We start from the raw sequence: 24,640 nt of genomic DNA, 5'->3' as shown, positions 1-24,640 counted from the left end.
CCACCACGTAAGGACATCCCCTCCCCATGCGTTACCGCTATCTCGGCCGAACCGGCCTCCAGGTCTCCGAGCTGTCCTTCGGGGCGGCCACCCTCGGCACCCCCGGCGCGTTCGGCGGGCTGCCCGGTGCGAACTGGTCCCAGTTCGGCGTCAACGCGGGCGACGACGCCGTCCGCCTCGTCCACGCCTGCCACGACGCGGGCGTCAACTTCTTCGACACCGCCGACGTCTACCGGGACGGCGAGTGCGAGGAACTGCTCGGCCTGGCACTGAAGGACCGCAGGGACAAGGCCGTCATCGCCACCAAGGCCCGCTTCTGCACCGACCCCGACGACATCAACGCGGCCGGCTCCTCGCGGCACCACCTGATCCGTGCCGTCGAGGCCAGTCTCCGCCGCCTCGGCACCGACTACATCGACGTCCTCTACCTCCACGGCACCGACCCGCGGACCTCCCTGGAGGAGACCCTCGGGGCCCTCGACGACCTGGTGCGCGCCGGAAAGCTGCGCTACATCGGCTGCTCGAACTTCCCCGGCTGGCAGCTGATGAAGGCACTCGACATCTCCGACCACCGCAACCTCGCCCGCTTCGCCGCCTACCAGGGCTACTACAACCTGGGCGCCCGCGAACTGGAGCACGAGATCGTGCCCGCCGCCGCCGACCAGGGCGTGGGCATCACCGTCTGGAGCCCGCTGGCAGGCGGCTTCTTCAGCGGGAAGTACCGGCGCGGGCAGGAAGTCTCCGCGGACTTCCGTCTGGCGCACGAGGGCCCCGCCTCCATCGCCCCGCTCACCGATCGCGAGCAGGCCTACGACGTGGTGGAGGTTCTCGACGGCATCGCCCGCGAGCGGGGCGTCTCGATCGCCCAGGTCGCCCTCAACTGGGTGCTGAGCAAGCCCGCCGTGACGTCCGTGGTCTTCGGTGCCAGCCGCCCCGGCCAGCTCCAGGACAACCTCGGCACCGTCGAGTGGGAGCTCACCACCGAGGAGCGGCAGCGCCTGGACGCGGCGAGCGACAGGCCCGCGCCCTACCCGTACTGGCACATGCGCGCGATCGCCGGCGACCGCAACCTGCCCGGAGACATCCAGCCCTGACCGCGGCCGCTCCCACCCCCCCAGTTCTGCCGAAGCCCAACCCAGGAGCACAGCCGTGCCCATTGCCGTCATCGCCCTGTCCCTCAGCGGTTTCGCCATCGGAGTCGCCGAGTTCATCATCGCGGGAATCCTCCCCGACATCGGAGCCGACCTCTCCGTCTCCATCCCCACCGCGGGACTTCTGGTGTCCGGGTACGCGCTCGGCGTCGTCATCGGCGCCCCCGGCCTCACCGTTCTGTGCGCCCGCACCGAACGCAGGAGCCTGCTGATCCGGCTCATGCTGCTCTTCCTCGGCGGAACGGTTCTGTCCGCCCTCGCCCCCACCTACGGGCTGCTCATGGCGGGCCGGGTGCTCTCCGCCCTCGCCCACGGCGCGTTCTTCGGTGTCGCGATGGTGGTCGCCTCCGATCTCGTCCCCGAAGACCGCAAGGGCCGCGCCGTCTCGATGGTCGCCGCAGGTCTCACCCTCTCCACGATCCTCGGCGTCCCGGCGGGCACCTTCATCGGCCAGCACTTCGGCTGGCGCTGGGCATTCTGGATGGTCGCCCTCTTCGCCGCGGTGGGCCTCGCGGGCATCGCCTCGCTCGTGCCCCGGACCCCCGCACCCGAGGGCACCGGGCTGCGCTCCGAACTGAGGGTGTTGCGCCGCCCGCAGGTACTGCTGGTCCTGCTCACCACCGTGCTCGGCTTCGGCGGCGTGATGACCTCGTACACCTACATCGCCGAAATGGTCACCCAAGTCACCGGGTTCACCGACAACGCCGTCACCCTGATCATGGTGCTCTTCGGCGTCGGCATGTTCGTGGGCAACCTGATCAGCGGCCGGATCGCGGACCGCGCCCCAAAGAGCGCCATGTGCGGTGCGCTGGCGCTGCTCACCCTCGTCCTCGGGGCCTTCACCTTCACGGTGCACGACAAGGCGGCCACCTGCGTGACCGTCTTCCTCTTCGGCGCGGCCACCTTCGCCACCATCTCCCCGCTCCAGATGCGGATCATGGCCAAGGCCGACGGCGCCCCCACGCTCGCCTCGGCGTCGAACATCGCCGCCTTCAACCTGGCCAACGCCGCAGGCCCGCTGCTCGGCGGCACGATCATCGACGCCGGCCTCGGCTACCCCGCCCTCAACTGGGCCGGAGCCTTCGTCACCCTCGCCGGACTTCTCCTCGCCGGCCTCGGCGTGGCAGCGGAACGCAAGGAGCGCGCCGCCAGGCCCGCCGTCGCCTCACCGAGCGGCAGCGCCGCCGCGCACTGAACGCCATTGATATGAAAGGAAGTCATCGTGGAAGCCTCCTCCGTCCTGGACGCGCCCCACAGCCCCACCCCCGCCTACGACCGGACCGTGTCCCGCTCGCTCGTCCACCGCTGGGCCCTGTCCGAGGTGTTCCTCACCGACGCCGTCACCACCGGCGAGGGTGTCTTCACCGCCGCCGCACAACTGCCCCTCTCTCACGCATACTTCCGCGACCACGTACCGGGGCGCAGCTTCCACGACCCGCTGCTCGTCCTGGAGAGCTGCCGCCAGGCAGTCACCTACGCCGCGCACGTTTATGAGTCGGTGCCCCGCGACACCACGTTCATGGTCACGTCCTGGACGCTCGACATCACCGAGCCGGAGGCGCTCCGATGCGGTGAACGGCCCGGGGAACTGCGCATGGACGCCGAGGTCACCCAACGCAGCCGACGCGGCGGACGGCTGCGCCGACTGGCCTTCGCCATGGACCTCACGCTCGACGGCCGCCCCCTGGGCCGGCTCACCATGGACACCAACTGCACCCCCACCGACCAGTACCACGCACTGCGCCGCATGCAGCGCGGCACCACCGTCCCCACCGCGTTCACCCTGCCCGCCGAGCCCGCCGGAGCACCGGTCGACCCGGCCCGGGTGCGCCGACTCGACCCGGTGAACACCGTCCTCGACGCCGTACAGGTGGACCCGGCGACCCTCACCAGCCTCACCGCTCGTCTCAGCCCCCGTACGTACCGCAACCGCAGCATGTACGACCACCCCTACGACCACGTCCCGGCCATGGTCTTCAGCGAGGCGGCACGCCAGTGCGCCCTGCTGCTCGGCCCGCAGGACACCACCACGCCGGAGACGGACGCCGCACGCGTGCTGCGGCTGCACGGTCGATTCCTGAAGTTCGCCGAACTGGACGACCAGGTGCATCTGACCGCCGCACGCGAGGAAGACGGCAGCCAGGGGGCCTTCCGTATGAGCGCCGTCCAGCAGGACGAGACGGTGGCCGAGGTGTACGTGGCGCTGGGCTGAGCCTTCGTCTGTCCGCCCTGTCGGCCCGCCAGGCCGTCGTCCCCTCCACCTTCCCCTTCCCCTTTCCCTTTCCCCTCTTCCTTTCCCCTCTTCCTTCTCGCTCCCGGAGTTCTCCGTGACCACGGCACTGCCGACGACCACGCACGCCGTCGCGTTCTTCGACGTCGACGAGACGCTCACCACCGTCAAGACCATGTTCGACTTCTACGAGTTCTTCCTGAATGCCGTCGGGCACACCCCGCAGGAACAGCAACGGCTCCACCAGGACGCCCGCGACCTGCTGCGCCCCGGGATGCCCCGGGAACAGGGCAACCGGCTTTTCTACCGGCGATTCGCCGGCTACCGGGCCGAGCAGACGGAGTCCATCGGCCGGGCGTGGTTCGCGCAGCACCTGCGGCAGGGCGGCTTCTTCCACCAGGACGTCCTCGGCGCGCTCAAGGCCCACCAGGACCGGGGGCTGGCCACCGTCCTCGTTTCCGGCTCCTTCGCCGCCGCTCTGGATCCGGTGGCCGCGCACGTCGGTGCCGACGTGGTGCTGTGCACGCGCCCCGAGATCAAGGACGGGGTGTACACCGGGGAAGTGCTGACGACGATGATCGGCGACGCCAAGGCCCGGGCCGCCCGAGAGCTCCTTTCCGAGCGCGGCATCGCCTCTGAGGAGTGCCACGCCTACGGCGACCACGTCTCCGACCTGGGGCTTCTCCGCCTCGTCGGTCACCCGGTCGTCGTCGGCGACCATCCGGACCTGCTGGCGGAGGCCGCCCTCCACGGCTGGCACCACCTGGCGGGCGTCCCGGCCTGACCCATATGAGGCCCACCGCAGACGGGGTCCGTGCGATACATCGCACGGACCCCGTCTGCGGTCCCGGCCCTCAGCTGAGCTGATTCAGGCCTCCGCCTGGCCGTCGACGGGGATGTTCAGCCGCTGGGCCAGGGTGGTGAGGGTCGTCCCCAGGGGGAGCGCGACCCGAGTGACGGAGTGCCGGTCGCCCCGCGTCGGGTCCCGGTTGACGATCAACACGGGCTTACCGGCCTGGGCTGCCTGGCGGACGAACCGGAGCCCGGACATCACCGTCAGCGAGGAGCCCAGGATCAGCAGTGAGGTCGCCTCGCCGACCAGTTCGCGGCAGAGTTCGACCCGCCGCGGGGGAACGGCTTCGCCGAAGAACACCACATCCGGTTTGAGGATGCCGCCGCACTCCGTGCAGGGCACCACGGAGAAGTCCCCGACCTGTTCGTCGGTGAGGTCGGCGTCACCGTCCGGGTTGAGTCCGGCGGCCACCGGCTCGAAGCCCGCATTGGCCTCCTCCAGCCGCCGGGCGAGTTCACGGCGCGAGCCGTAGGCGCCGCAGGAAAGACAGAGGACCCGGTCCAGGCTTCCGTGAAGTTCCACCACGCCCTCGCTGCCGGCGGCCTGATGCAGACCGTCGACGTTCTGGGTGATCACACCCGAGAGCAAACCGTGCCGCCCGAAAGCGGCCACGGCCCGGTGCCCGGCGTTTGGCCGGGCGCGGCCGAACGTGCGCCAGCCGAGGTGACTGCGCGCCCAGTACCGGCGCCGGGCCTGAGCACTGGCGGTGAATTCCTGGTAGGTCATCGGGGTGTGCCGACGCAGGCTCCCGCCCTCACCCCGGTAGTCGGGGATGCCCGACTCCGTGGATATGCCCGCCCCGCTGAGCACCAGCACACCGCCGTTGCTCAGCGCATCGGCGACCGGCCCCGGATCCGTGGTGCCGGGGCGCAGGTCCTCGGTAGGCGTCCAGCTCAGAGTGGGGCGCATGCGCATGCCGCCAGCGTACGGAACAGACAGGACACCGGCACAGGACCGTTGCGGACCTGGATCGGCCGGTCACGACCGCCGCCGCCTCGTCCTCCACGGCGGCGCCCGGTACCGGGGGAGTAGCGGTTGGTGCGGACGGCGATCCGGCTGGAGCGGTCGATGCGCGGCCTGAACACACGCCCGGTCTCGAACGGTTCCTCCGGCAGCGGTGGCAGCTGCTGAGGGCGCGCACTTCGTCGGTACTGTTCCGCTGCTGGGGAGCACAACCCGGCTGTCGGGCGTTGGACTGTCGAAGGGAGCGATTTCGTTGCACACACCGCACTACCCGAGCGATGAGGAGGACCCGATGGGCGCGGCCGACGAGGGCCGGCAGTGGCCGGACGAGGCGAGTGTCGACAACGCGAGGACGACACTGCTGCAGCTCCTCGCGCGGGCGGGGGTCCCTTCTGACGACGCGCGGCAACTGATCGGGCTCCTGGAGGCGGGAGCGCTGACTCTCGCGCACCAGGAGCTGAGCGGCGGCGTCCGGAGCGCGCCGGGGGACAAGGGGGAGCCGTACGAGTCGGGTTGGCTCGACGGCGCCGGGTACCTCCTGGAGGAGCTCGGTGCCCTCGCCGAGCGGACCCTGGTAGGGGTGGTGGGGGCGGACGCCCAGCCAGGTCCGGCCGGCGAACGTCCTCGGGCCGGGCGCATGGAGGTGGAGCGGGTCCGAGTGGCACTTACGCCTCTTTACCTGTCGTTCGCCGCGGTCTCGGAACTGGATCCGGAGGCGACCGACGAGGTGCTCGTCGCCGTCCTCGGCACGATGAGCCCCCGGCAGCGGGCCGGGTACGCCGGGCGGCTGACCGAGTTCGCCGCGACCCACCGCACCCGGCTGGAGCGACTGTTCTCGACGTTCGGACCGGGCAGCGCCATCACGGTGCACGGCCGCTATTCGCTCCTCCACTCCGCCACGAGCATCGCCGTGCTGGAGCGGCTCCTCGTCGCGTCGCAGGAGCTGCGCCAGGAGTGGGACGCCGCGGAGCTGCCTCCCGCCTGGCTGGACGGGCTGACGAACGCCTGGAATGCCTCGGTCTGACCGCAGGCCTCGGAGTCCGGAGTCCTAGGCCTGCGAACGCCGCCCGTCGTGATCGAACCGAAGGAGGGATCACGACGGGATGCGAAGCCGAAGCCGAAGGACGTTCTGTCGCCGTCGAGTTGACGGCTTCTCTATGAACCACGGCAGGGTCCGGCCCGCCCCGTTGATCAGCGGCACCGTCCGCTCGCGGGCCCGACCGTCGGCGGGCTCCATCTCCCGGCCGGCCGGCCGGCCGGCCGAACCGGTACCGCACCTGCTCCAGGTGACCGACATCCCCGCGGATGGTGCCCTCCGTCAGCCCGGCCAGCAATCCGCGCGAGGACGAACCCGGCCTGCAGGGCTCACGGCCAATGCGGTAGACCCTGAACTCCTCCGGCCGACACGCCGACCTGGTGTCTAGCACATCGGTGCGGTTGGACACACTCTGTAGTCGACCGCTACACCCAGCTACTTCACCAGGAGAAGCGGCATGGAGAATCAAAACGAGGAAATCCCTGCTGATCGAGTCCTTTCCGCCGAGGAGGGGGGCCGAAATCAAGCGGCGCATTGCTGCGCAAAGATCACTCAAGCGCTGGCGCTGGATGGGCAACTACGGAGACCCGACCCAGGCGGCCGCTGCCGCGAATGAAGACCCGCCCTGCGTGGCCGGGGAAGTGATGTTCACTTTCACCGGCAACTTGATCCCGGCCTGGATGTTCTACTGACCGCGACCCGCACGATCCGCAGGGCACTAAGGGGTGGCAGTGGAGCCCCGCAGGGAGGCTCGGCTCGTCGCACATCCGGGTGACGGGCCGCGCCGTGGGGCTGACGTGGCGCAAGCAGCTGATCGCCGAACGTGAGCAGCAGGTTCAGTCGTGACCCGACGATGATTTTGCCCCGATATGATGCATTCTGTGATCAGGTCAAGACGGGCGGGGCGCCGTCGCCCTCTCTACGGCGGCCGGTGGGACGCTGCCCTGCTGTCACCGGTGATCGTTACCGTGCTCATCACCGCTCTGGCGTTCTCCACACCGAGGGAGTTCGCCTTCAGCCGCCTCCTGCCTGCCGCACCTGCCCTCGCTGCCGCGATGTGGCCCGTGATCCCCACGATCATGCTGGGGACGTTCTGCCTGCTGGTCATGATCGGCCTGAGCTTCGCCTACACCGACCTGGGGACGCCCTACACCGCGGCTGCGATCATCGCGGTCACCTTGGCGGCCGCATACGCGAGCCATGTCCGCCTCCAACGGGAGGAGACGCTCCTCCACGTCCGGCTCGTCGCCGACGCAGCCCAGAAGGTACTGCTGCGCCCACTGCCGCGCCGCCTCGAGAACGTCGAGATCGAGTCGCTGTATCTGGCGGCCCAGGAGCAGGCCCGGATCGGCGGAGACTTCTACGAGGCGGTCGACACACCGTTCGGGGTCCGGCTGCTCATCGGCGACGTACGCGGCAAGGGGCTGTCCGCCGTAGGGGCGGCCTCAGCGGTGATCAGCAGCTTCAGGGAGGCCGTGTACGACGAGCCTGACCTGCGGGGCGTCGTACATCGCCTGGAGGCCAGCATCTCCCGACACAGCGCCGCGTTCCCCGCTCTGGACCTGCCAGAGCGCTTCGCGACCGCTCTCATCGCCGAGATCCCGCATGGCGGAGGCCGGCTCAGACTTCTCAACTGCGGGCACCCCCCGCCCCTGCTCGTGCGCCGCGGCGAGATCCGGGTCGTGGAGCCCACCACCCCCTCTCCGCCCCTCAACCTCGCATCGCTCATCGGAGACCACTACTGCGTCGACACCCTCATCTTCGCTCCGGGCGATCAGCTGCTGCTCTACACAGACGGTGTCACGGAGACCAGGGGCCGTGACGGCGAGTTCTTCCCACTGCCGGAGTGGATGCGTCAGCAAAGCCCGACGCCGCCCCGCGAACTGCTCGACCAGCTTCATCGGGCCCTGATCCACTACAGCGGCGGAAGACTCGACGACGACATCGCGGTTCTTGCCGTGCGGTGCTCGAGCACCCGGGCTCAAGAGCAGCCCGCTGCCTGAGGTGGCTGAAGCACCGTTCCACGACGGTGCGGCGCGTGTAGACCTGCCGACCACTCGTAGCGCCCATGGCATCCGCTCGCGCCGGGGCTGCCTGGCGGGATGCGCCGGAGCGGTTTGGGGGCCGGTCCCGTCGATAGGCCGGCAGGGGGAAACGGAACCCGTGTCGGACATCCGGGAGCCTTTGCGCGCACAGCCGTCAATAGGTTTGCGGCGCGGCCGGGCCTCCGGCAGGCGGGTCACGGGGACCCCCGGATCCACGGTGTGAGCAGCGCGCGAGAGCGGAATCGGAATGACAATCCCACTGATCAGGACGGCCGTCCGTCTGGGCCTCTGCGTCGTCACGGCAATCGCCGTGTTTCCGCTGGTGCCGACGTCGGCGGCGGCCGACGGGTCGCACAACCTCGTGGTCCCCAAGGACTATCCGACGATCCAGGCTGCGGTCGACGCGGCCAACCCCGGTGACCGCATCACCGTCCGCCCGGGTGTCTACCGCGAGCAAGTGGTGATCGGCAAGAATGTCTCGCTCACCGGCTCGGGCGACCAGAAGACGACCATTCTGGCTCCGCAGACCCTGACCCCCGGCGACGACGGCGAAAACTCGATCGTCGAGATCCACAATGGCGCGTCCGTCTCGCTGTCCCGGCTCTCCGTCAGCGGACCGGGCTCCGGCACGTGCGAGGACGGCGCACTCAACGCCGGCATTCGTGTGCTCGGGGGTGCTCATCTCGCCCTCCGCCACGCCGCCGTCACCCACATCACCGACACGCCCGCCGCGCCCTGCTTCCGCAGCGCGACCGCCGTCCTCATCGGGGACCTGACGGCCAGCACGGGCTCGGCGACCATCCGCGATACCAAGATCACGGACTACCAGGGCGCGGGCGTGGTCGTCCTCAACGAGGGGTCCACCGCCACCATTGAAGGGAACACCGTCACCGGGCACCCGAAGGTGCCGACCGACGGCATCGAGTTCGTGGCCGGCGCGGTCGGCCGCGTCACCGGGAACACCGTCAGCAACAACGAGTGCCGGGAGCCCGACCCGGACTGCGGCCCCGACTTCTTCAACGAGTTCCAGCACGCGGGCATCGTCGCCGACGCGCCCGGCACCGTCGTGCAGCACAACCGGATCGTCGGCAACCAGGTAGGCATCTACGTTGCCGGCAACGAGATCGACGTCGCCCACAACGACATCCAGAGGAGTTCGTACGTCGGAATCGCCCTCCAGGACGGTACTTTCACGGTCCGAAAGGATCGGATCAAGGGTGGGGTGCACGGTGTCGCGGTCATCGCATCGGCGGTCGACACGAACGCGGTGCTCGAAGGCGTAAAGATCACGCAGACGTCGGGTGCGCCGGTACAGACCTTCGAGTGCTGCGGGTTCACCGCCACGGCGACCGTGAAACCGTAATGGCCGGACGGCGGTGAGGCCCGCGGCGGCCGGTGCCGTGCATTGCAGAGCGGAGGGCGCCCGAGTACCGGATGTACTGGACGTACTCGGGCCCCCGCCCACTCTGGGGGCACCTCCCGGCGCAGTGGTACGGGCTGTCAGTGCTTGACCAGGACCTTCGCGGCTACGATGACCAGCCCCAGGAAGAGGTTGACCGCACAGGTCACGGCGATCATGCGGCGCGGGGCGCCGAAGCTGAGGAGGCCTGCGGTGGCCCAGACGACCTGCCCGGCGAGGGCGACGCCGAGCGCTACCCATGCGGTCGCTTCGGGCCCGAGGCCCAGGGCTGTGCACACCATCACGGCGGCGATCGGCGGGAGCGCGGCCCCGATGATCGGCAATTCCCTGTGCGCCTCGAAGCGGATCGCCGCCCACGACAGCGTCTGATGTGCCAGCCGGTCGCCCACGATGCGGACGTAGACGTGCGTGATCCAGAAGACCAGGCCGGTGGTGAGCAGCATGACCACGAGCTGGAGCCGGGGGAAGGGGCCCACCGCCCCCGCGGTGGCGATGACCGAGGCGGCAAGGAGCGAGCCGTAGACCGCGCCGGAGTAGTCACGGGCCGTTGGCTCTGCCGTTCTTTCGGGGCTGCGACGATCCATGCCCTCAGCATGCCGAGCGGTCCGGCGTGTGCGACGGCACCGCGCCCGGCAGGAGCCGAGAGGATCATTGTCGCGACGGTGGAGCCGATGCCGACCAGCCAGTCGACGTTCGGCCGAGGACGTCGCGGTGCTGTCGGTCGTCCGGCCTCCCTGGACGAAGGCGACGCAGGCGAAGGGGGACGCCGCCATGCGCCTCGCCGCAAGCCCGGCCTCGCCGACGGGCCCGTGCGCTCCGAGGCGTCCAGGATCCGTACAGCGAGCGCAGAGGACCGGGGCAACAGGCAGCGTGGTGGCTGTTGCGAAGCAAGGAGTCCCTGACACCTGGGTCCCCGCTTGGCGTCGCCCTGGCTCTGGCGGGCGGTACGGACGGCGCGGCGCCCCGGCCGCCGAGGAACAACTGATACACGCGCACACCGAAGTTCGTTCCGCTGCTGCTGAGACTGCTGATGACGCTGAGCGGCTGCGGTCTTGCCGGGGACGACCGGGGACCCCGTCCGCTGACGCCGATGCCGAGCCGGGTGCCGACCGGTCCCGAGTACGCGACGGTCGATGACGTGATCGCCGCCATGGCGAAGGGTGGCTTCGACTGCAAGGTGACCCTGCGGACTGAGAACGAGTTCGGCTCGGACGCCACCTGCGAGGTGCAGCACCGCGGGACGACCGTCGTGAACGAGATCGCCGTGCTGAGCACGTCCCGGTACAGCCGCGACGAGGTCGGCGTTCGATTGCGGCAGGGCGTCGGGCCTACCGGCAGACCATCATCGCCGCCGTGGCGGCCACACTCGTTGACCGGCTGAGCCACGGACGTTGCGGGGGACTTGCCCACGGCGCCGGACGGGACGTGCGTCGTCGGCAGGACCCGTGGACAGGCGTGGACAGTGTTGGGCAGTCACCGACCTTGCAGGGCCTGGAAAGTGGACAGCGCCTGACACGAGGCTGTGTGCCATGAAGGTTGCACCACAGACGGACGAGGCAGCGCGCCGATGTCCTCGGCCGGGAGCGGGCCTGCCGTTTGCCCGGCCCGCCCAAGCCCCGAGCCTTGCCTGACCGGGCACCGTCGCCGACAAAGCCGCATCCGCACACGCACCCACACCCGCACGCCCGCCCCCGAAGGAGTAACAACCATGACGTCCCGCCCGCTCCGCGCCATGACCGTGCTGACCGCCGCAGCAGCCCTCGGCGTCACTGCCCCCACCGCCTCCGCCGCCTCCGCCGCCTCCGCCGCGCAGGACGGCAACCGGCGCCCGCCGAGGATCGTCACAGCCTGGGCCAGTGCCTGGAACGGCACCGCTCCCCAGGCCCTCGGCGCCCTGTTCACCGCCGACGGCACCTACACCGACGAAGCCGTGGCAGTCACCTTCCGTGGCCGCGAGGAGATCGCAGGGTGGAAGGCCCGTGCCGACAGCCTCATTGACAACGTCCACGTCACCATCGGCGCCACCCACCTCGAAAGGGACCGCGTCACCGTCCGGGCGGTCTACTCCGGCCATCTCAAGGGCGCGCCGAAGCCCTTCGCCGTGCCGATGACCACCGTCCTCGACCTCGACGAGAACCACTGCCGGATCACCTCCGACCAGGACCACTACAGCCTGGCCACCGTCCTCAGCCAGTCCGGCCTGCCCGCCGACTGGACCCCGCCCGGCAGCTGACGGGAGCCCGAGCGCACACCGCACACACACTGCCGGCTCCTCTCGTGGCCGGCCGGTGATGGGACGGGGGTGCGGTCAGATGGTGGGAGTGGGCCAGGGGACGTCGGTTTCGACGGCGGCGGTGTAGTCGAAGCCGGGGACGGAGAAGCCGTAGAGGCGGCGGACTTCGTCGCTGAACCAGTCGAGGTCGGCGAGTTCGGTGATGGTGTCGCTGGTGGCGGTGCTCCAGCGTTCGGCGACGGCGTTCTGCACGGCGGGGTCGAGTTCCCAGGTGTCGAGGCGGACCCGGCCCTCGTCGTCGAGGTCGAGGGGGCGGGCGCCGGTCAGCTGGTCCCACAGCTCCACCAGTTGCCCGATCGGGGCCACCATGGCGTCCCCGAGGACGCCGCGCAGCAGCCCGGCGTACAGGGCGATGCCCGGGATGGCGGTGGAGGACTGGGTGACGGCAGCGGCGTTGACCGAGGTCACGGCCCGGCCGCCCAGGGTCTTGCCGAGACGCTCGTCCAACGTGCGTGCGGTGGCTTCCAGATGGGACTTTGCGGCGCCGATGGTGCCCTGCCGGTAGATCGCCGCGGTGAGCGGCGAGCCGATGTAGGACAGGGCGGCGGTGGTGAAGCCGTCGGCGAGCAGGGACCGGTCGGCCAGGAACGTGATCCACCGTTCCCAGTCCGTGCCGCCCATCACCGCCACGGTCTGCTCGATGTCGTCGCCCTCGGCCGGCGCGGTGGTGACCTCCTTAACCTCCGGGGCACCGTTCTCGTCGAAGACGAGGGTCTTGGTGGTGTACGGCGAGCCGATCGGCTTGAGGGCCGAGGCGTACACGTCGCCGGTGTCCGGGTCGGTGCGGCGAGGCGCGGCCACCGAGTAGACCAGGAAGTCGAGCCGTCCCCCGAACCGCTCGGCGAGGACGTCGGCAACCTGCTCCTTCACCGCGTCGCTGAACGCATCGCCATTGATGAAGACCATGTCCCGCCCGTGCTGTTGGGCGAGCCGGGCGGTGGCGGCGGTGCGATACCAGCCGGCCGTGCCGGTGCGCCGCGCGGGCGCCTTCTCGAAGCACACGCCGATGCCACGGATACCGACTCGGGCCAGGCCCGCGATCGTAGCGGCCAGGCCATACCCGGCGGACGAGCCGATGACGAGAGCCACCGGCCCTTCGCCCTCGGCGGTGACCGGGGCAGGGACTGCCTGCCACATCTCGTCCACCAGCTGTCGGCAGCCGCCAGGGTGGGAGTCGAGGAACAGGAAACCCCGGCTCTTGGGCGCAATGACGCGTTCGCTCACGGTGTGGTGCCCCAGGTGTCGTCACGGACAAGGACGCGGCGGCCGCCTCGGCCACCCCGTCCTGCAAGTCTGCGGCCGTGCGGATGAACATCTTGATCTTGACCGGTACAACGATGCCCAGCCGGGCTTGGAGGGTTCCCACTAGCTCTACCGCGGGCAGCCGCCGGTTCCCGAGCCGCGTTCTGAAACGATCGGTCAACGGCTGCGGACGACGGAGAGCAGTTCACCGTCGTACGAGTAACGCTCACCAGCGCAGTGCAGCAACGCCTCGTGGAGCCGTGTGATCTCCGCTCGCGCCAGATTCTCGTTGCGGAATCGGATGGTGGTGACTGCCGCCCTACGGCCGGGACCGACAGGCTGGAAGCGTTCCCAGACGATGTTCTTCGTCGCCCCTGGCGCCAGTTCGCCAACCACGACGAACTCCTGCAGCAGGCCCCAGCGCGTCGCCTTCAGGGTGACCCGGCTCAACTCCTCCCAGGTCGCACCCCATTCATGGCCCTCACGCAAGAAGTAGAGCCCGTCACCCGCCACTCGTACACGAGCCGCGTCCCCGCGCGCCATTGCCAGACCTCCCAGGCTGAACAGCGCGAGCGCGACGATGCTCGCCAATGCGGCCGGGACGGGATGGTCCACGAAGTAGTACACGGCCACGCCGAGCGGAACGGTCCCGGCGAGCGTGGCCGCGACGGCGACGCGCATGTGCCCCATTGAGTACCGCACCTCTACTGGCGGCCCCGATTTCCGATCCACAACAGTCGGGACAGGAACCCCATCCACGACCGCGTCCTCAACCGGCACTGCAGGCGGCGGCCCGGGCCTGCCGAGCGGCCGAGGCGGAGACGCGAACGGCAGGTCCGGCGGAGCCGCAGGCGGACGCACCGGACGCACCCCCGTGTCCGCATCCGTCATCGAAGGCGCCACAGTCACCGCACCACCCTCGCTCAGCGCGGACAGCACCTCCTCCGCGGAGGGCCGCCGCTCCGCCCTCTTCTCCAGGCACTCGCCCAGTACCGCACGCAGGCCCTCCGGCACGCGTCCCAGGTCCGGCACCTCGTGCACGACCCGGTAGAGCAGCTCCGCCGCACTGCCCTCCCCGAACGGCATGCGCCCAGTGGCCGCGAAGCAAAGAACCGTACCGAGCGAGAAGATGTCGCTGGCCGTGCCGACACTGCCGCCCTGTGCCTGCTCCGGCGACATGAATCCGGCGGTGCCGATCGCCACGCCCGTCCGGGTGAGCATGGTCGCACCGTTCAGCGCCTTGGCGATCCCGAAGTCGATGAGCCGCGGCCCGTTCTCCGTAAGCAGGACGTTCGCGGGCTTGAGATCCCGGTGCACGAGCCCCGCCCGGTGTACGGAGTGCAGCGCCTCTGCCAGTCCCGCGCCGAGCCGCCACACCGCGTCTTCCGCCAACGGCCCGCTCTCCCGGACCCGTTCGGCAAGATTGGGTGCCGGAATGTAGTCGCTGGCCACCCAGGGAGTCTCCGCCTCCGGATCCGCGTCGACCACGGTCGCCGTCCAAAATCCTCCGACCGCCTTCGCCGCCTCCACCTCGCGCCGGAACCGAGCCCGGAAGCCGGGGTCCGAGGCGATCTCCGGCCGGACGACCTTCACGGCCACCCGCCGACCACTGCGCGACTCCCCGAGGTAGACCTGCCCCATGCCGCCTGCGCCAAGCCGCGCCGTGATCCGGTACGGGCCGACGGCCGCCGGGTCACCGGCCTTCAACTGATCCACGATTCCCCCGAGTTCAATCGCCTACAGGAGAACCTAGAGCCGGCCCGCACCCGGTGTCAGCCCAACAACCGGCACCGGCCGATGGGCGGTTGGGCGCCTGGACCGCACCTGCGGGCACCGCCACGAGCTTGGCCAGGGACGAGCAGGTGGCCGCTGCCGTGACCAGGGGCAACGGCCGGCAGGTTCCTGGGGCTTTCGATTCCGCTGTACGGATCCCGCCGGGGTGGGTGAGGGTGGGGTCATGAAGATCCGGAGTGCCAGCGTGAACCGCTTCCTGAAGCATCCCGGCGGCCAGTTCGCAGTCGTCACCGTACTGATGCTGATCCTCTTCGCGCTGGTCGGTCTAGGAGTGACGTTCGTGCTCCACGTGCTCTTCGGCGGAGCTTGGATGGTCTTCTGACCACGCTCACTCCGGCTCCGTGCCGTTCGGGTGCCGACGGCTGGGCGGACGGCACCCGAACGGTAACTGCTGCTCGGCGAGCCGACCGTAGGACGTCGAACGGACTGGCGGCTCGGCTGTCGAGTCGTTTCGGGAGGCACCCCCGGCCCCGGCCAGCCGCACCTACACCTACACCGTCGCCGCAGGCGAGAGCGAACCGGCGCTCACCTTCACCTCGAAGGTCACCAGCACGCGCACCCACATCACCTGCACCCCATGATCGCCGCGTTCCGCGTGGCCACCGCCGTCCCTCCCCACCGAGTATCGAGTCGCGGGTCTTGTGCTCGGCGATCTTGGTCGGCAGGGTGTCCGGAGTGCGTGCTGATTTGGTCCGGACGACCTGTGGGAGGGACGGGTGGCTCCGCTGCGGCCGCCTGCTCCCGAATGGCACGCCGACAGCGGCGGCGGCAATGAGCAGGCGACGGGTTCGACGGCTTGGGGGAACGGGATGCTGACCGGGATCGTGATCGACGCGCTGGATGTCGCGCTCATGGACCGCTTCTGGCGGGACGCGACGCAAGGCCGGACGGACGGCTTGCAGCTTCGGTTCGTGCCGACCGCGGAGCCGAAGGCGCACAAGAACCGACTCCACATCGACCTGGCCGGGGGGCCGGATTGGGAGACCGAGGTGGCGCGCCTGCTCGCGCTCGGTGCGGCGCGGGTGGACATCGGCCAGGGGGACGTCCCCTGGGACGTGCTGGCCGATCCGGAGGGCAATGAGTTCTGTGTGCTGCGTCCCGGCCACCCCGGCGTGCTCGCCGACTCCGGCCTCGTCGCGATCTGCCTCGACGTGGCCGAGGAGGACGGCGATGCGCAGCGGGCCTTCTGGCAGTCCCAGGCCGACTGGCACGCGGTCGAGTCCCACGACTGGGGCGTCCGGCTTCGCCGGCGGCCCACCAGCACGGTATCGCTGGTGATGGGGCCGCCTGCGGCGCCGAAGACGGCGCGGAACAGGCTGCGGCTGGAGGTCACCCATCGCGACGGGGAACCCGGCGAGTTCCTCGACGCCGGAGGGAACGAGTTCCACGTCACGGGTTGACCCACGGTTACCCCCCGACCAGGGCCTGTTGTAGCTGATCGCTTCACCGCAGGTCGAGCCGACTGCGGGGGACCGGACCGAGGCCGGCCTCTGGCCGCGTCTGCACGCCGCCCCGCTGAGCGAGTTGCGCGCGGCGCTGGCCTGCTGGAGGCGGTCTCGCCGATCCGGGCCTGCGGGGGACGGCCCCGCCGCGAGCCCCGGCGCCTGTATGCCGACCGGGGCTACGACTTCGCCAGCACTACGGCGTGCTGGCGGCGCGGTTGGGCGGCGCCAGGGTGGCGCCGACCACCACGATGCTCGGGGTGACGCGGCTGGCGATCCCCGGCCAGATGGTCGAGCTTGAGGGGACCACCGTCGCGTGATGCGACCTCGCCGCCTCTGCTACTCGTGCCGCTTGAACCGGTACGAGCGGGCCGCACGGCGGGCCCGTATGCAGCGCAGCAGGCGCGTGATGCCGTAGCCGAGCAGTCGGGGCAGCACCGGACCCGAAGGCCCGCGTGGCTCGTGCCGTCGACCACCCCTCGACGACCAGGAAGTCGGCCGACTTGGCCTGGCTCCAGGTCGAGAACGGCAGGCCATGACGGACAGTCTGGCCGAACGCGCTGGCCGGCAACCGGTACCGGACGGCGCGTTCGGCCATTGTGATGTCGTGTCAGCTCAAGTGCCGGGTGAAGAACCTCAGCGAGCTGTCCACTTCGAAGGACGGCACAGCGCCGTGCTTGCCGGGGTTGGCGTGCAGCGTCTTCTCAGTCGAGGCCAGGGCGTCGAACAAGGCCAGGCTCTGGTCCCGCGACACCATCTGGTCGTCCCACTGGACCAGAAACTGCACCGGCACGGTTATCCGCGCGGCGTCTTCGGCCAGTCCGTGCACGCCGAGCAGGCCCAGTACCGCGGCGCGGATCCGGGGCTCTGTGGCGATGAGCGGGATGCCGAGCCCGCAGCCCATCGACAACCCGCAGTAGCCCACCGGGCCGACGCCGACCTGGTCGAGGCGCTGGACTGCGGTCAGGACCGCCTGCCAGTCCGCGACGGCCCGACCGGCCAGATGGTTGTGCATGCCGGCGACCAGCGCGCCCGGATTTTCACCGGCTGCCATGCCCGCCCGCATCTCGGCCGCGATCCGGCCGAACTCCTCGTCCTCGGGCCGGTCCCCGTGGTTGGGCGCGTCGATCGCGACGACCGCGAAGCCTTCGGCGGCGTAGCGACTCGCACGGGACACGTTGCCGGGGGCCGTCTTGTGCTGCCCGCCGCCGTGGCCCAGCAGAATGAGGGGACGCGTGCCGCGGGCCTCATTCGGCGTCCACAGCACGCCGGGGATCTCGTCGAGAGTGAAGAACTGTTCGGTGACGCCGTCCGACGACGTCTGGGAGGTGAAGCGCATCAGCGTTTCAAGCCTTTCGGGATGCCTTGTGCGGGCGCTCCCTAGACCAGGCAAAGGAGGGAGACCCGACGTGTCACAGCGTTGATCGGTCTCACCTCCTCGAATGCGCAGTGGTGCACGGCGGCGTCGAAGTTATCACAAGGATCCGGCGGCAATACCGGTGCGGTGCGTCGACGCCGTTTCGTTCGCGGTGGAGATCGAGCCGGCGGGGAAGGCTCTGCTTCACCTGGTCGAGCCCAGCCCGGCCGTGGAGCCGGGCATCGCTCCGCATCCCGGGGCGCTCGTCCTGGTCGAGGGCTCGCTTCCCGAGCCCTGGCATCGCCTTCCCGATCCGGCACCGGAAGCGGTGCCGGCGCCGCCGGCGGAGCCCGTGCTGCTGGAGCGGACGCTCCGCGAACGGCTGCCCGGCGCCGTCGCCGCCACGGAAGCCGAGATCTACGGGCGAAGTGGGAGGACTGGCGCGGCGACTACGAGGCTGCGCGCCGCCATTTCGGGGCGGTCCGCTGCGAACTCCTCGGCTTGGACGACCTGTACGTCGCCGAGGCGGCGACCCGCTACTCCCCCTGGGAGTTCGCGGCGATGGACGCGGTCGACATCCGGCCCGACGCCGTAGTGCAGGGGCTGGTCGGTTCACCGGGCTGGATCGTGTTCGGGGACAACGGAGGCGGTGACCGGTTGGCCGTCGATCTGACTCCCGGCCCCCACGGACACACTGGACAGATCATCGTCCTCTCCCACGAGGAGAGCGTCGGTGCCGGACTCGTCGCCGACTCCCTCACCGACCTGGTCCTGGACCGGCCCGGCGCGGAGCCCGGTAGCGAGGAGGTCCGACAGTCACCTGCCGTGGCTTGGGTCAACGCATCGAGCCTCCGGAGCCTTGAGGCAGCCGTTCACCCTGGCCTGGAGGTTCTGTCGATCGGCGTGTGGGACGGTCCGCCGCTCAGCCTGACGCCCTTGACCGGGCTGCCGAGGCTGCGGACCCTCAGCGCTTACCCCGGCACACTCGCCGACCCCCTGGAGATCGCCGAGCTCATCGGACTGGAGTTCCTGGAACTCGGTCCCCGGGAATGGCGAGTCCTCCTCGATGCCGGAGCCGTCCCCCGCTGCCTGCCTGCCTGCCGCCGCCCTCATGGTGCACGGTGACCAGGACGCCTTGTCCATCGTGGCCATCGCCAACGAGCTGCTGGCCCTCTGGGACCGGCCTCAGATCATCGAGACCGTGCTCGAAGGAGACCTGGGCCCCGTGGCATAGCCGACGGGGCCACCGACGGGTCACACAGCACGACGCCCAGTCACACGCCCTCCGCCGCAGGCTGCGGACTCGGACTCGGACTCGGACTCGGACTCGGGCTCGGGCTCGGAGTCGGAGTCGGAGCCGGAGTCGGGGCCCGGTGCCGGCTGTCGCGTGCCAGCTCCCGTTCGGCGACCAGCCGGAAACTGCGCGGCGGGCGGCCGGTGAGGCGCTGGACGGTATCGGTCGTACGGTCCTCGGCTCCGTCGGCGATGGCGCGGTCCATGCCGGCGAGCATCGTGGCGAACTCCAGCGGCATCACTGCGGCCAGGCGGTCCCGCATCTGTTCGTATGTCAGGTGGTGGTGGACCACGGGGCGGCCGCTGACCTGAGTGGCGATCTCGGCGATGTCGTCGTGGCTGAGCGCATCCGGTCCGGTCAGGACCAGGCCGGCATTGGGTGCCCGGTCGTCCGTCAGGGCACGGGCGGCTACGGCGGCGATGTCGTCGGCGTCGACGAACCCCACCCGCCCGTTGCCGGCTGCGGTCCGGATGACGCCTTCCGTCCGGATGCTGTCGGCGTGGGCGTGCGCGCCGGTGAAGTTCTGCATGAACCAGGACGGCCGGAGTACCGCCCACTGGTCGAACAGGCTGGGCAGGGCCTGGTGCACGGCCCCCACGGCCGGGCCGCCTTCGGGGATGGCCGAGGAGCTGAGGAGCACCGACCGGTGTACGCCGGCGGCCCGGGCCTGGTGGAGGAAGGGCAGCATGACCGCGGCCGGGTCCGGGTCGCCGAGGGGCGGGATGAGATAGAGACGGTCGGCGCCGTTGAGGGCGTCGGCGAAGGTGGTGGGGTCGTACCAGTCGAAGCGGACCGGTTCCGCGCCCGGGATCGGGGCGCCGCGACGGCCGGCGGCCTTGACGCGGTGGCCCGCCGCGACCAGCTGCGCGGCGGTGCGGCTCCCGGTGGTGCCGGTGGCTCCGATGACCAGGATGGCGCCGGTGGCGGTCATCGGAGACTTCCCTTGGCGAAGTCCGTGCCGGGTTCTTCGACGGCAAGGGGGTTCCAGTAGTCGCGGTAGGAGGTGAAGCGCCCCGCCTGGACGGTCACGACCGCGATGTAGGTCATGTCGAAAGGGCGCCCTGTCCCGGTCAGGCGGCCCACACCGCGCATCTCGACCACGATGGTTGCGGGATCGGTGGTCTGGTGGATTTTCAGATCCGGGAAGTCGTGCAGGTCGATGTGGTCGGGATAGTCGCGCATGTAGGCGGCGATGGCCTCCCGTCCCTCCAGCCTCCCGGGCCACCCTGCGGGAGCGAAGGGGAACTCCATGACTCCGCCCTCGGCCCACAGGCCGACCCAGGCGGGGATGTCCTTGTCCAGCAGGAGGCGCAGGCTGTGGCGGAACAGATCCGTCGGTGAGGTGTTTTCGGACATGAGGCTCTCCCTCCCATATGATGCGGACCAGTGGTCCGCTTTGATGAAGATACGGACCTCCGGTCCGGATCGCAAATGGAGGAAACCGCATGCCCGAGCGAAAGCCACGCAAGGACGCGGCCCGCAACCGGGCAGCCGCCCTTGCGGCCGCCGACACCCTCTTCGCTCAATGCCGCAGCCCCGAGGGCGTGACCATGGCCGACATCGCGGCCGAGGCCGGCGTCGGCAAGGCGACGCTCTTCCGCGCCTTCGGGGACCGCACCGGGCTGATCCGCGCGCTGTACGAAGCACGGCTCGAACCGGTCAGGAACGCCGTCGAAGAGGGACCATCACCGCTTGGGCCCGCCACCCCGCCGCTTCAGCGTGTACCGGCCCTGCTCGACGCCGTCCTGTGCTTCAAACTCGACAACCACCACCTCGCCCTGGCCCTGGAAGGCACCGGATCGGACAGCCCCTATCGGACGGATCACTACGAGCGATGGCAGAGCCTGCTCCGCGACCTGCTGGACCAGATCCCCGGTCTGACCGACAGTGACTTCGCCGCCCATGCACTGCTCGCTGCCACCCGAGCCGATCTCGTCGAGTATCTGGCCGGCGAGAAGGGCATGGCCCGCGGGGAGATGCGCAGGCAGCTGGCGAGCTTCACCGCCCGAGTCCTCGGCGGTCCCGTACGGGAGTTGGCGGCCGAGGACTGATCGCGGACCCCGACGGGACGAAGGAGGCGGTCCGAGTGAACGGGCTGCCCGGTGCCGCTGCGGGCGACACGGGCCGGTGAAGGGGCGAAGGCCTGTGAGCAATGCCGCCCGCCCGGCACGCAGGGCGGCGACCGGCCCGGCCGTCTCCTCGTACGGGTGGCCGGGTGGCCGGGCCTGCGGACCCAAGGTGCCCGCGATCAAAGCGCGCCCGGCGGCGTAAGGCTCAGGCAATACGGTCCAGTGAGCCAGATCGAGTTCGCCCTCGCCACGGCAGCAGCTCGTACGCGATCGACGACGGCCTCCGGTGCCGGGTAGACCCCGCTCAGGGCCATGCTCTGCTCGCCGAGTCCCTCCAGCAGGCTGCCGCTCGTCGCCGCGGCACCGACGGCGGCTTTCGCGGCGGCGATCTGCTCCGGACGCAGTGCGGCGATTCGCCCGGCGAGGGCGTCGGTGAAACCGTCGAGTTCCTCGGCCGGTAGCGCGCGGTTGATCCAGCCGTACCTCTCGGCCGCCTCCGCGTCGAACAGGTCTGCGCCGAGGATCACCTCCAGGGCCCTGGCCCGCCCGACCAGCGGGGGCAGCGGCTGCGTGCCGCCGCCTCCGGGGATGATGCCCATCCTGGTCTCGGGCTGGGCGAGCCAGGTCTGCCCCCGCGCGACTGCGGAGTGCTGAATTCCGGGATGACCACCCCCGCCACCAGCACGAATGATCGGCTTGAGTGATGTCGGGGTGATTGTCGGCTCAGTCCTCCCCAACCTGGATCAGGATCGCGAAGTACTCACCGTCGCTTCCGGCGACCACGCCATCGAAAGTGCACGCGGTGACGGGATCCCAGGAATTGCCTTGCCGGTTGGTCCACCAAGTCGCGCCGGGCCCGAGCCTCTTCACAATGCGCGTCACGGTGTGGTGGGCGATCTCACGGTTCATGAGCTTCGAGCTGGGCCATACGAGGTTGTCGACGGCGAGCGCGGTCATCAGTTCGACGGCCGCGTCGGCGCTGAGCGGCTCCAGGAGAGCCTCGATCTGCGAAGCGCTCGGGGCCTCGGCCCCGCTGGGGAGGTATCGCTTCCACTTCGGGTGAAGTTCGGCGACGAGGCTGTGGACTTGGCCGGCAAGGGGCCCCAGCCCGCGACCAGGGGTCGCGCCATCCGGGAATCGGCCGTACCGCACGGAGACGACGGGCTTGTTCGACAGCGATGTCAGCAGGTCGCCGAGCTCAGACAGGCTCTCTGCACCTTCTCTACTCTCCACCCCGGCATCGTGCCATGCCGTGGAGTGGGCGAACGCGGCGGTCACGGGCACCCCCTGGCTCGCCCCAGCTCCACGTCCTCGGCCGCCACGAGGAGACGGGGCGGCCGGCTGCGCGTGCGGCCGGCCGGACAGGATCCTCGCTTTCCGGAGGGCCGTAGCTTGACCTGCCGTTTCGGGGTTGTATCCGCGCTCGCTCTCAGTTCTGCGCCGGTCGTGGTGTAGCGGCGTCTTGCTCTATGCAGTTCTCCGGAGGGGTGCCGGGCGGCTGTCGGCGGCAACCGTGATCTGTCGGTGGCATGTCGGCGGAGGTTGCGACCTTGGGCGGGTCGGGTGCTTCCGATGAGCATGCCGTCCCAGAGCGCAAGGAGTCTGTCATCTTGTCTTCCGCATCCCCGAGTCGGCCTTGGGACGTTCGCCGACTGCCTTCTGCCCGGGGCAGGATCTTCCTGGTCACCGGGGGTAACGCCGGGATCGGCTACTTCGCCGCGGAGCAACTCGCCGCCACTGGCGCCGTCGTCATACTCGGCAGTAGGGACGCTGCGAAGGCCGACGCCGCGATGGCCTCGATCCGCTCGCGCGTATCCGGCGCGCGTGTGCGGCACCTTCAGCTGGACCTCGCCGACCTGTCGTCCCTGAAGACCGCCGTGGACAGGCTGGGCCTGGATCATCTCGACGCGGTGGTCTACAACGCTGGGGTCATGCTCGACGACCCGCCGCGTCGAGAGACCGAGGACGGCCACGAGCTGATGTTCGGCACCAACCACCTCGGCCACTTCGCACTCACTCAGTGGCTGGCCCCGCTGCTGTCCGCGGCGCCGACGGGCCGCATCGTGACGGTGGGAAGCTTCGCGGCGCGGTCCGAGCGACTGGACCTGGACGATCTGCAATCGACCCAGGACTACCGGCCCAAGCGCACCTACGGCCGATCGAAGCTGGCGCAGATGTGCTTTGGCTTCGAACTCGATCGCCGTCTGCGTGCCGTCGGCAGCACGGTGCTCAGTGTGGTGGCCCACCCCGGCGGCGCGCTGGATTCCCTCACCCCGTCCCGGCCGCCGGTACGCATGACAACCCCCGGCGAGCGGCTGCGAGCCCTGCCCGCCGGGCTCTTGGTGCAGGGCAAGGACGCCGGAGCATGGTCCGTCGTCCGTGCCGTCCTCGACTCGGAGGTGCAGGGAGGGCAGTTGTGGGGGCCGAGGGCCTTCGGCCTGCGTGGCAGACCACGGCGTGAGCCCCTCCCCTCTCATATGGCCGACCCGGCCGTGGCCGCTCGTCTGTGGGCCGCCAGCGGTGAGCTGGTGGGCACCGATCCGCACCTTGGCTTTCGGTAGGCGCAAAGCCGCGGCAAGGAGCAGCCATCCGGTGGGCCAATTGCTGCTACGACGCTGCTTCACTCCAGCGGTTGAGTGTTTCGCTGCTGTCGTCGTAGGTGAGCCAGGTTCCATCGCCGAGCGGGCGCACGGGGCTGTCGACCGGGCCATTCGGGTACACGACGGTCCCGCGTGTCTTGAGGGTGCGGGCATCGAGCAGCCAGTGGCGGGCCCGATCCGGGTCCTCGTCGGATTCGACCGTCGAGGCGATGACGGTGCCGGCGTCGACGAAGCCGCAGCCGTAATTCCAGCAGGGCGGCTCCTCGTCGTCGGCCGACTCGGGCGCCTCCTCGGCGAGCACGGTGCCGTCCAGGGCGTGCAGTTGCAGGTCAGCGCCGTAGTGCTCGACTGTCAGAAAGCCCGGAAGCCCCGAGTGGACGTCCACCAGGATGCGGTCCATGGTCTCGTTGAGGTCCCAACTGGTCAGCGTCTCGCCGTCCCAGCGTGCCCAGCGGAGCAGGATGCCGTCTTGGCCCATGCCGATGCAGAGACCCATGTGGATGCCGTCAGGGTGGGAGAGGTGATGGGAACCAGAGGCTGCGCTGTCCAGCGGTAGCCGGGCCAGTTCTCGTCCGTTGCGGGCGTCCAGGACGACCCAGCGTTCCTGCCAGTCCTGCGCTCCGGCTCAATCACGACATGCGCCCAGACGAGCCGGCCGTCATCGAAGACCCGGCAGGATCCGTACTCAAGTCCGCGGCACACCTCCTGCTCGTCCCCCGTGTGCGCGTGTCCGATCTCGTGACTCCACGAGTGGGGGGGGGGGGGGGGCGCCCGCCCCCCCCCCCCCACCCCCCCCCCCCCCCCCCCCCCCCCCCCCCCGCCCCCCCCCCCCCCCCCCCCCGGGCCCGGGC

General features: G+C 70.2%; 23 protein-coding genes and 3 pseudogenes. 16 read left to right on the top strand and 10 right to left on the bottom strand.

From position 1 onward, the window contains the following. Positions 1–26 precede the first annotated feature (26 nt). The 4 genes from ACFYOB_RS36580 to ACFYOB_RS36565 all read left to right on the top strand — a co-directional run bounded on the left by ACFYOB_RS36580 (position 27) and on the right by ACFYOB_RS36565 (position 4,165). A complete protein-coding gene (locus tag ACFYOB_RS36580) occupies positions 27–1,094 on the top strand; it encodes an aldo/keto reductase (RefSeq protein WP_388567971.1) in 1,068 nt (355 codons plus the stop codon). A 55-nt stretch (positions 1,095–1,149) separates the two neighbouring features. Then, the gene (locus ACFYOB_RS36575; protein WP_388567968.1) at positions 1,150–2,346 is read left to right on the top strand and encodes an MFS transporter; all 1,197 of its coding nucleotides are present in this window, start codon (positions 1,150–1,152) and stop codon (positions 2,344–2,346) included. A gap of 27 nt (positions 2,347–2,373) precedes the next feature. After that, positions 2,374–3,363, top strand: a complete 990-nt coding sequence (locus ACFYOB_RS36570) for an AfsA-related hotdog domain-containing protein (protein ID WP_388567965.1) — start codon at positions 2,374–2,376, stop codon at positions 3,361–3,363. Between the two features lie 115 nt (positions 3,364–3,478). Continuing rightward, positions 3,479–4,165 carry an HAD family hydrolase gene (locus ACFYOB_RS36565; RefSeq protein WP_388567962.1) on the top strand — a complete coding sequence of 229 codons (687 nt, stop codon included), beginning with the start codon at positions 3,479–3,481 and terminating at the stop codon, positions 4,163–4,165. 84 nt (positions 4,166–4,249) lie between these two features. On the opposite strand, the gene ACFYOB_RS36560 is transcribed toward ACFYOB_RS36565, so the two are convergent. Continuing rightward, positions 4,250–5,149 carry an NAD-dependent protein deacetylase gene (locus ACFYOB_RS36560; RefSeq protein WP_388567959.1) on the bottom strand — a complete coding sequence of 300 codons (900 nt, stop codon included), beginning with the start codon at positions 5,147–5,149 and terminating at the stop codon, positions 4,250–4,252. A 301-nt stretch (positions 5,150–5,450) separates the two neighbouring features. Here ACFYOB_RS36560 and ACFYOB_RS36555 point away from each other — a divergent pair, with 301 nt between their 5' ends. The 3 genes from ACFYOB_RS36555 (at position 5,451) to ACFYOB_RS36545 (ending at position 9,641) form a co-directional block, all read left to right on the top strand. Then, entirely contained in the window at positions 5,451–6,221 is a 771-nt protein-coding gene (locus ACFYOB_RS36555; protein WP_388567957.1) for a hypothetical protein, read from the top strand. Between the two features lie 881 nt (positions 6,222–7,102). Beyond that, on the top strand, positions 7,103–8,236 hold the full coding sequence (locus tag ACFYOB_RS36550; protein ID WP_388567955.1) for a PP2C family protein-serine/threonine phosphatase: 1,134 nt from the start codon (positions 7,103–7,105) through the stop codon (positions 8,234–8,236). Positions 8,237–8,525: 289 nt separating this feature from the next. Further along, positions 8,526–9,641, top strand: a complete 1,116-nt coding sequence (locus tag ACFYOB_RS36545) for a right-handed parallel beta-helix repeat-containing protein (RefSeq protein ID WP_388567952.1) — start codon at positions 8,526–8,528, stop codon at positions 9,639–9,641. Positions 9,642–9,778: 137 nt separating this feature from the next. Here ACFYOB_RS36545 and ACFYOB_RS36540 read toward each other — a convergent pair whose 3' ends face one another. Further along, on the bottom strand, positions 9,779–10,282 hold the full coding sequence (locus ACFYOB_RS36540; protein ID WP_388567949.1) for a hypothetical protein: 504 nt from the start codon (positions 10,280–10,282) through the stop codon (positions 9,779–9,781). Between the two features lie 506 nt (positions 10,283–10,788). On the opposite strand from ACFYOB_RS36540, the gene ACFYOB_RS36535 reads away from it, so the two are divergent. Together ACFYOB_RS36535 and ACFYOB_RS36530 are read left to right on the top strand one after the other, a co-directional pair. After that, complete coding sequence (locus tag ACFYOB_RS36535; protein WP_388567946.1) at positions 10,789–11,079, top strand: hypothetical protein; 291 nt, start codon at positions 10,789–10,791, stop codon at positions 11,077–11,079. 327 nt (positions 11,080–11,406) lie between these two features. After that, positions 11,407–11,931 (top strand): nuclear transport factor 2 family protein, encoded by a 525-nt coding sequence (locus ACFYOB_RS36530; protein ID WP_388567944.1) that lies wholly within the window; start codon positions 11,407–11,409, stop codon positions 11,929–11,931. Positions 11,932–12,006: 75 nt separating this feature from the next. Here ACFYOB_RS36530 and fabV read toward each other — a convergent pair whose 3' ends face one another. Together fabV and ACFYOB_RS36520 are read right to left on the bottom strand one after the other, a co-directional pair. Continuing rightward, a complete protein-coding gene (fabV, locus tag ACFYOB_RS36525; protein WP_388567941.1) occupies positions 12,007–13,215 on the bottom strand; it encodes an enoyl-[acyl-carrier-protein] reductase FabV in 1,209 nt (402 codons plus the stop codon). Positions 13,216–13,410: 195 nt separating this feature from the next. Continuing rightward, positions 13,411–14,940, bottom strand: a complete 1,530-nt coding sequence (locus tag ACFYOB_RS36520; protein ID WP_388567938.1) for a serine/threonine-protein kinase — start codon at positions 14,938–14,940, stop codon at positions 13,411–13,413. Positions 14,941–15,190: 250 nt separating this feature from the next. On the opposite strand from ACFYOB_RS36520, the gene ACFYOB_RS36515 reads away from it, so the two are divergent. The 4 genes and pseudogenes from ACFYOB_RS36515 to ACFYOB_RS36500 all read left to right on the top strand — a co-directional run. After that, entirely contained in the window at positions 15,191–15,349 is a 159-nt protein-coding gene (locus ACFYOB_RS36515; protein WP_388567935.1) for a hypothetical protein, read from the top strand. A 394-nt stretch (positions 15,350–15,743) separates the two neighbouring features. Then, the gene (locus tag ACFYOB_RS36510; RefSeq protein ID WP_388567932.1) at positions 15,744–16,427 is read left to right on the top strand and encodes a VOC family protein; all 684 of its coding nucleotides are present in this window, start codon (positions 15,744–15,746) and stop codon (positions 16,425–16,427) included. Between the two features lie 141 nt (positions 16,428–16,568). Continuing rightward, positions 16,569–16,688, top strand: a pseudogene (locus ACFYOB_RS36505) (IS5/IS1182 family transposase); the annotation flags it as partial. Then, positions 16,655–16,789 (top strand): annotated as a pseudogene (locus tag ACFYOB_RS36500) (RidA family protein); the annotation flags it as partial. The pseudogenes ACFYOB_RS36505 and ACFYOB_RS36500, both read left to right, overlap by 34 nt. Positions 16,790–17,079: 290 nt before the next feature. On the opposite strand, the gene ACFYOB_RS36495 reads toward ACFYOB_RS36500, so the two are convergent. Then, entirely contained in the window at positions 17,080–17,808 is a 729-nt protein-coding gene (locus tag ACFYOB_RS36495) for a dienelactone hydrolase family protein (protein ID WP_388567929.1), read from the bottom strand. A 103-nt stretch (positions 17,809–17,911) separates the two neighbouring features. Between ACFYOB_RS36495 and ACFYOB_RS36490 the strand changes: the two are divergent. Beyond that, positions 17,912–19,060, top strand: a pseudogene (locus ACFYOB_RS36490) (SMI1/KNR4 family protein). Positions 19,061–19,100: 40 nt separating this feature from the next. Here ACFYOB_RS36490 and ACFYOB_RS36485 read toward each other — a convergent pair. Further along, complete coding sequence (locus tag ACFYOB_RS36485; protein ID WP_388567926.1) at positions 19,101–20,051, bottom strand: NAD(P)H-binding protein; 951 nt, start codon at positions 20,049–20,051, stop codon at positions 19,101–19,103. After that, entirely contained in the window at positions 20,048–20,476 is a 429-nt protein-coding gene (locus ACFYOB_RS36480) for a nuclear transport factor 2 family protein (RefSeq protein ID WP_388567923.1), read from the bottom strand. The genes ACFYOB_RS36485 and ACFYOB_RS36480 overlap by 4 nt, the downstream gene beginning before the upstream one ends. Positions 20,477–20,565: 89 nt before the next feature. Here ACFYOB_RS36480 and ACFYOB_RS36475 point away from each other — a divergent pair, with 89 nt between their 5' ends. Continuing rightward, positions 20,566–21,171, top strand: coding sequence for a TetR/AcrR family transcriptional regulator (locus ACFYOB_RS36475; RefSeq protein WP_388567920.1), 606 nt, complete (start codon positions 20,566–20,568; stop codon positions 21,169–21,171). 197 nt (positions 21,172–21,368) lie between these two features. On the opposite strand, the gene ACFYOB_RS36470 is transcribed toward ACFYOB_RS36475, so the two are convergent. After that, a complete protein-coding gene (locus tag ACFYOB_RS36470; RefSeq protein ID WP_388567917.1) occupies positions 21,369–21,926 on the bottom strand; it encodes an enoyl-CoA hydratase/isomerase family protein in 558 nt (185 codons plus the stop codon). Then, positions 21,913–22,467 carry a hypothetical protein gene (locus ACFYOB_RS36465; RefSeq protein WP_388567915.1) on the bottom strand — a complete coding sequence of 185 codons (555 nt, stop codon included), beginning with the start codon at positions 22,465–22,467 and terminating at the stop codon, positions 21,913–21,915. The genes ACFYOB_RS36470 and ACFYOB_RS36465 overlap by 14 nt, the downstream gene beginning before the upstream one ends. A 332-nt stretch (positions 22,468–22,799) precedes the next feature. On the opposite strand from ACFYOB_RS36465, the gene ACFYOB_RS36460 reads away from it, so the two are divergent. After that, the gene (locus ACFYOB_RS36460) at positions 22,800–23,750 is read left to right on the top strand and encodes an SDR family NAD(P)-dependent oxidoreductase (RefSeq protein WP_388568072.1); all 951 of its coding nucleotides are present in this window, start codon (positions 22,800–22,802) and stop codon (positions 23,748–23,750) included. A 46-nt stretch (positions 23,751–23,796) separates the two neighbouring features. On the opposite strand, the gene ACFYOB_RS36455 is transcribed toward ACFYOB_RS36460, so the two are convergent. Beyond that, the gene (locus tag ACFYOB_RS36455) at positions 23,797–24,285 is read right to left on the bottom strand and encodes a hypothetical protein (RefSeq protein WP_388567913.1); all 489 of its coding nucleotides are present in this window, start codon (positions 24,283–24,285) and stop codon (positions 23,797–23,799) included. Between the last annotated feature and the right edge of the window lie 355 nt (positions 24,286–24,640).

The organism is Streptomyces sp. NPDC006463 (assembly GCF_042870715.1).
GTDB lineage: Bacteria > Actinomycetota > Actinomycetes > Streptomycetales > Streptomycetaceae > Streptomyces.
This window is presented reverse-complemented; position numbering and strand designations above follow the sequence as displayed.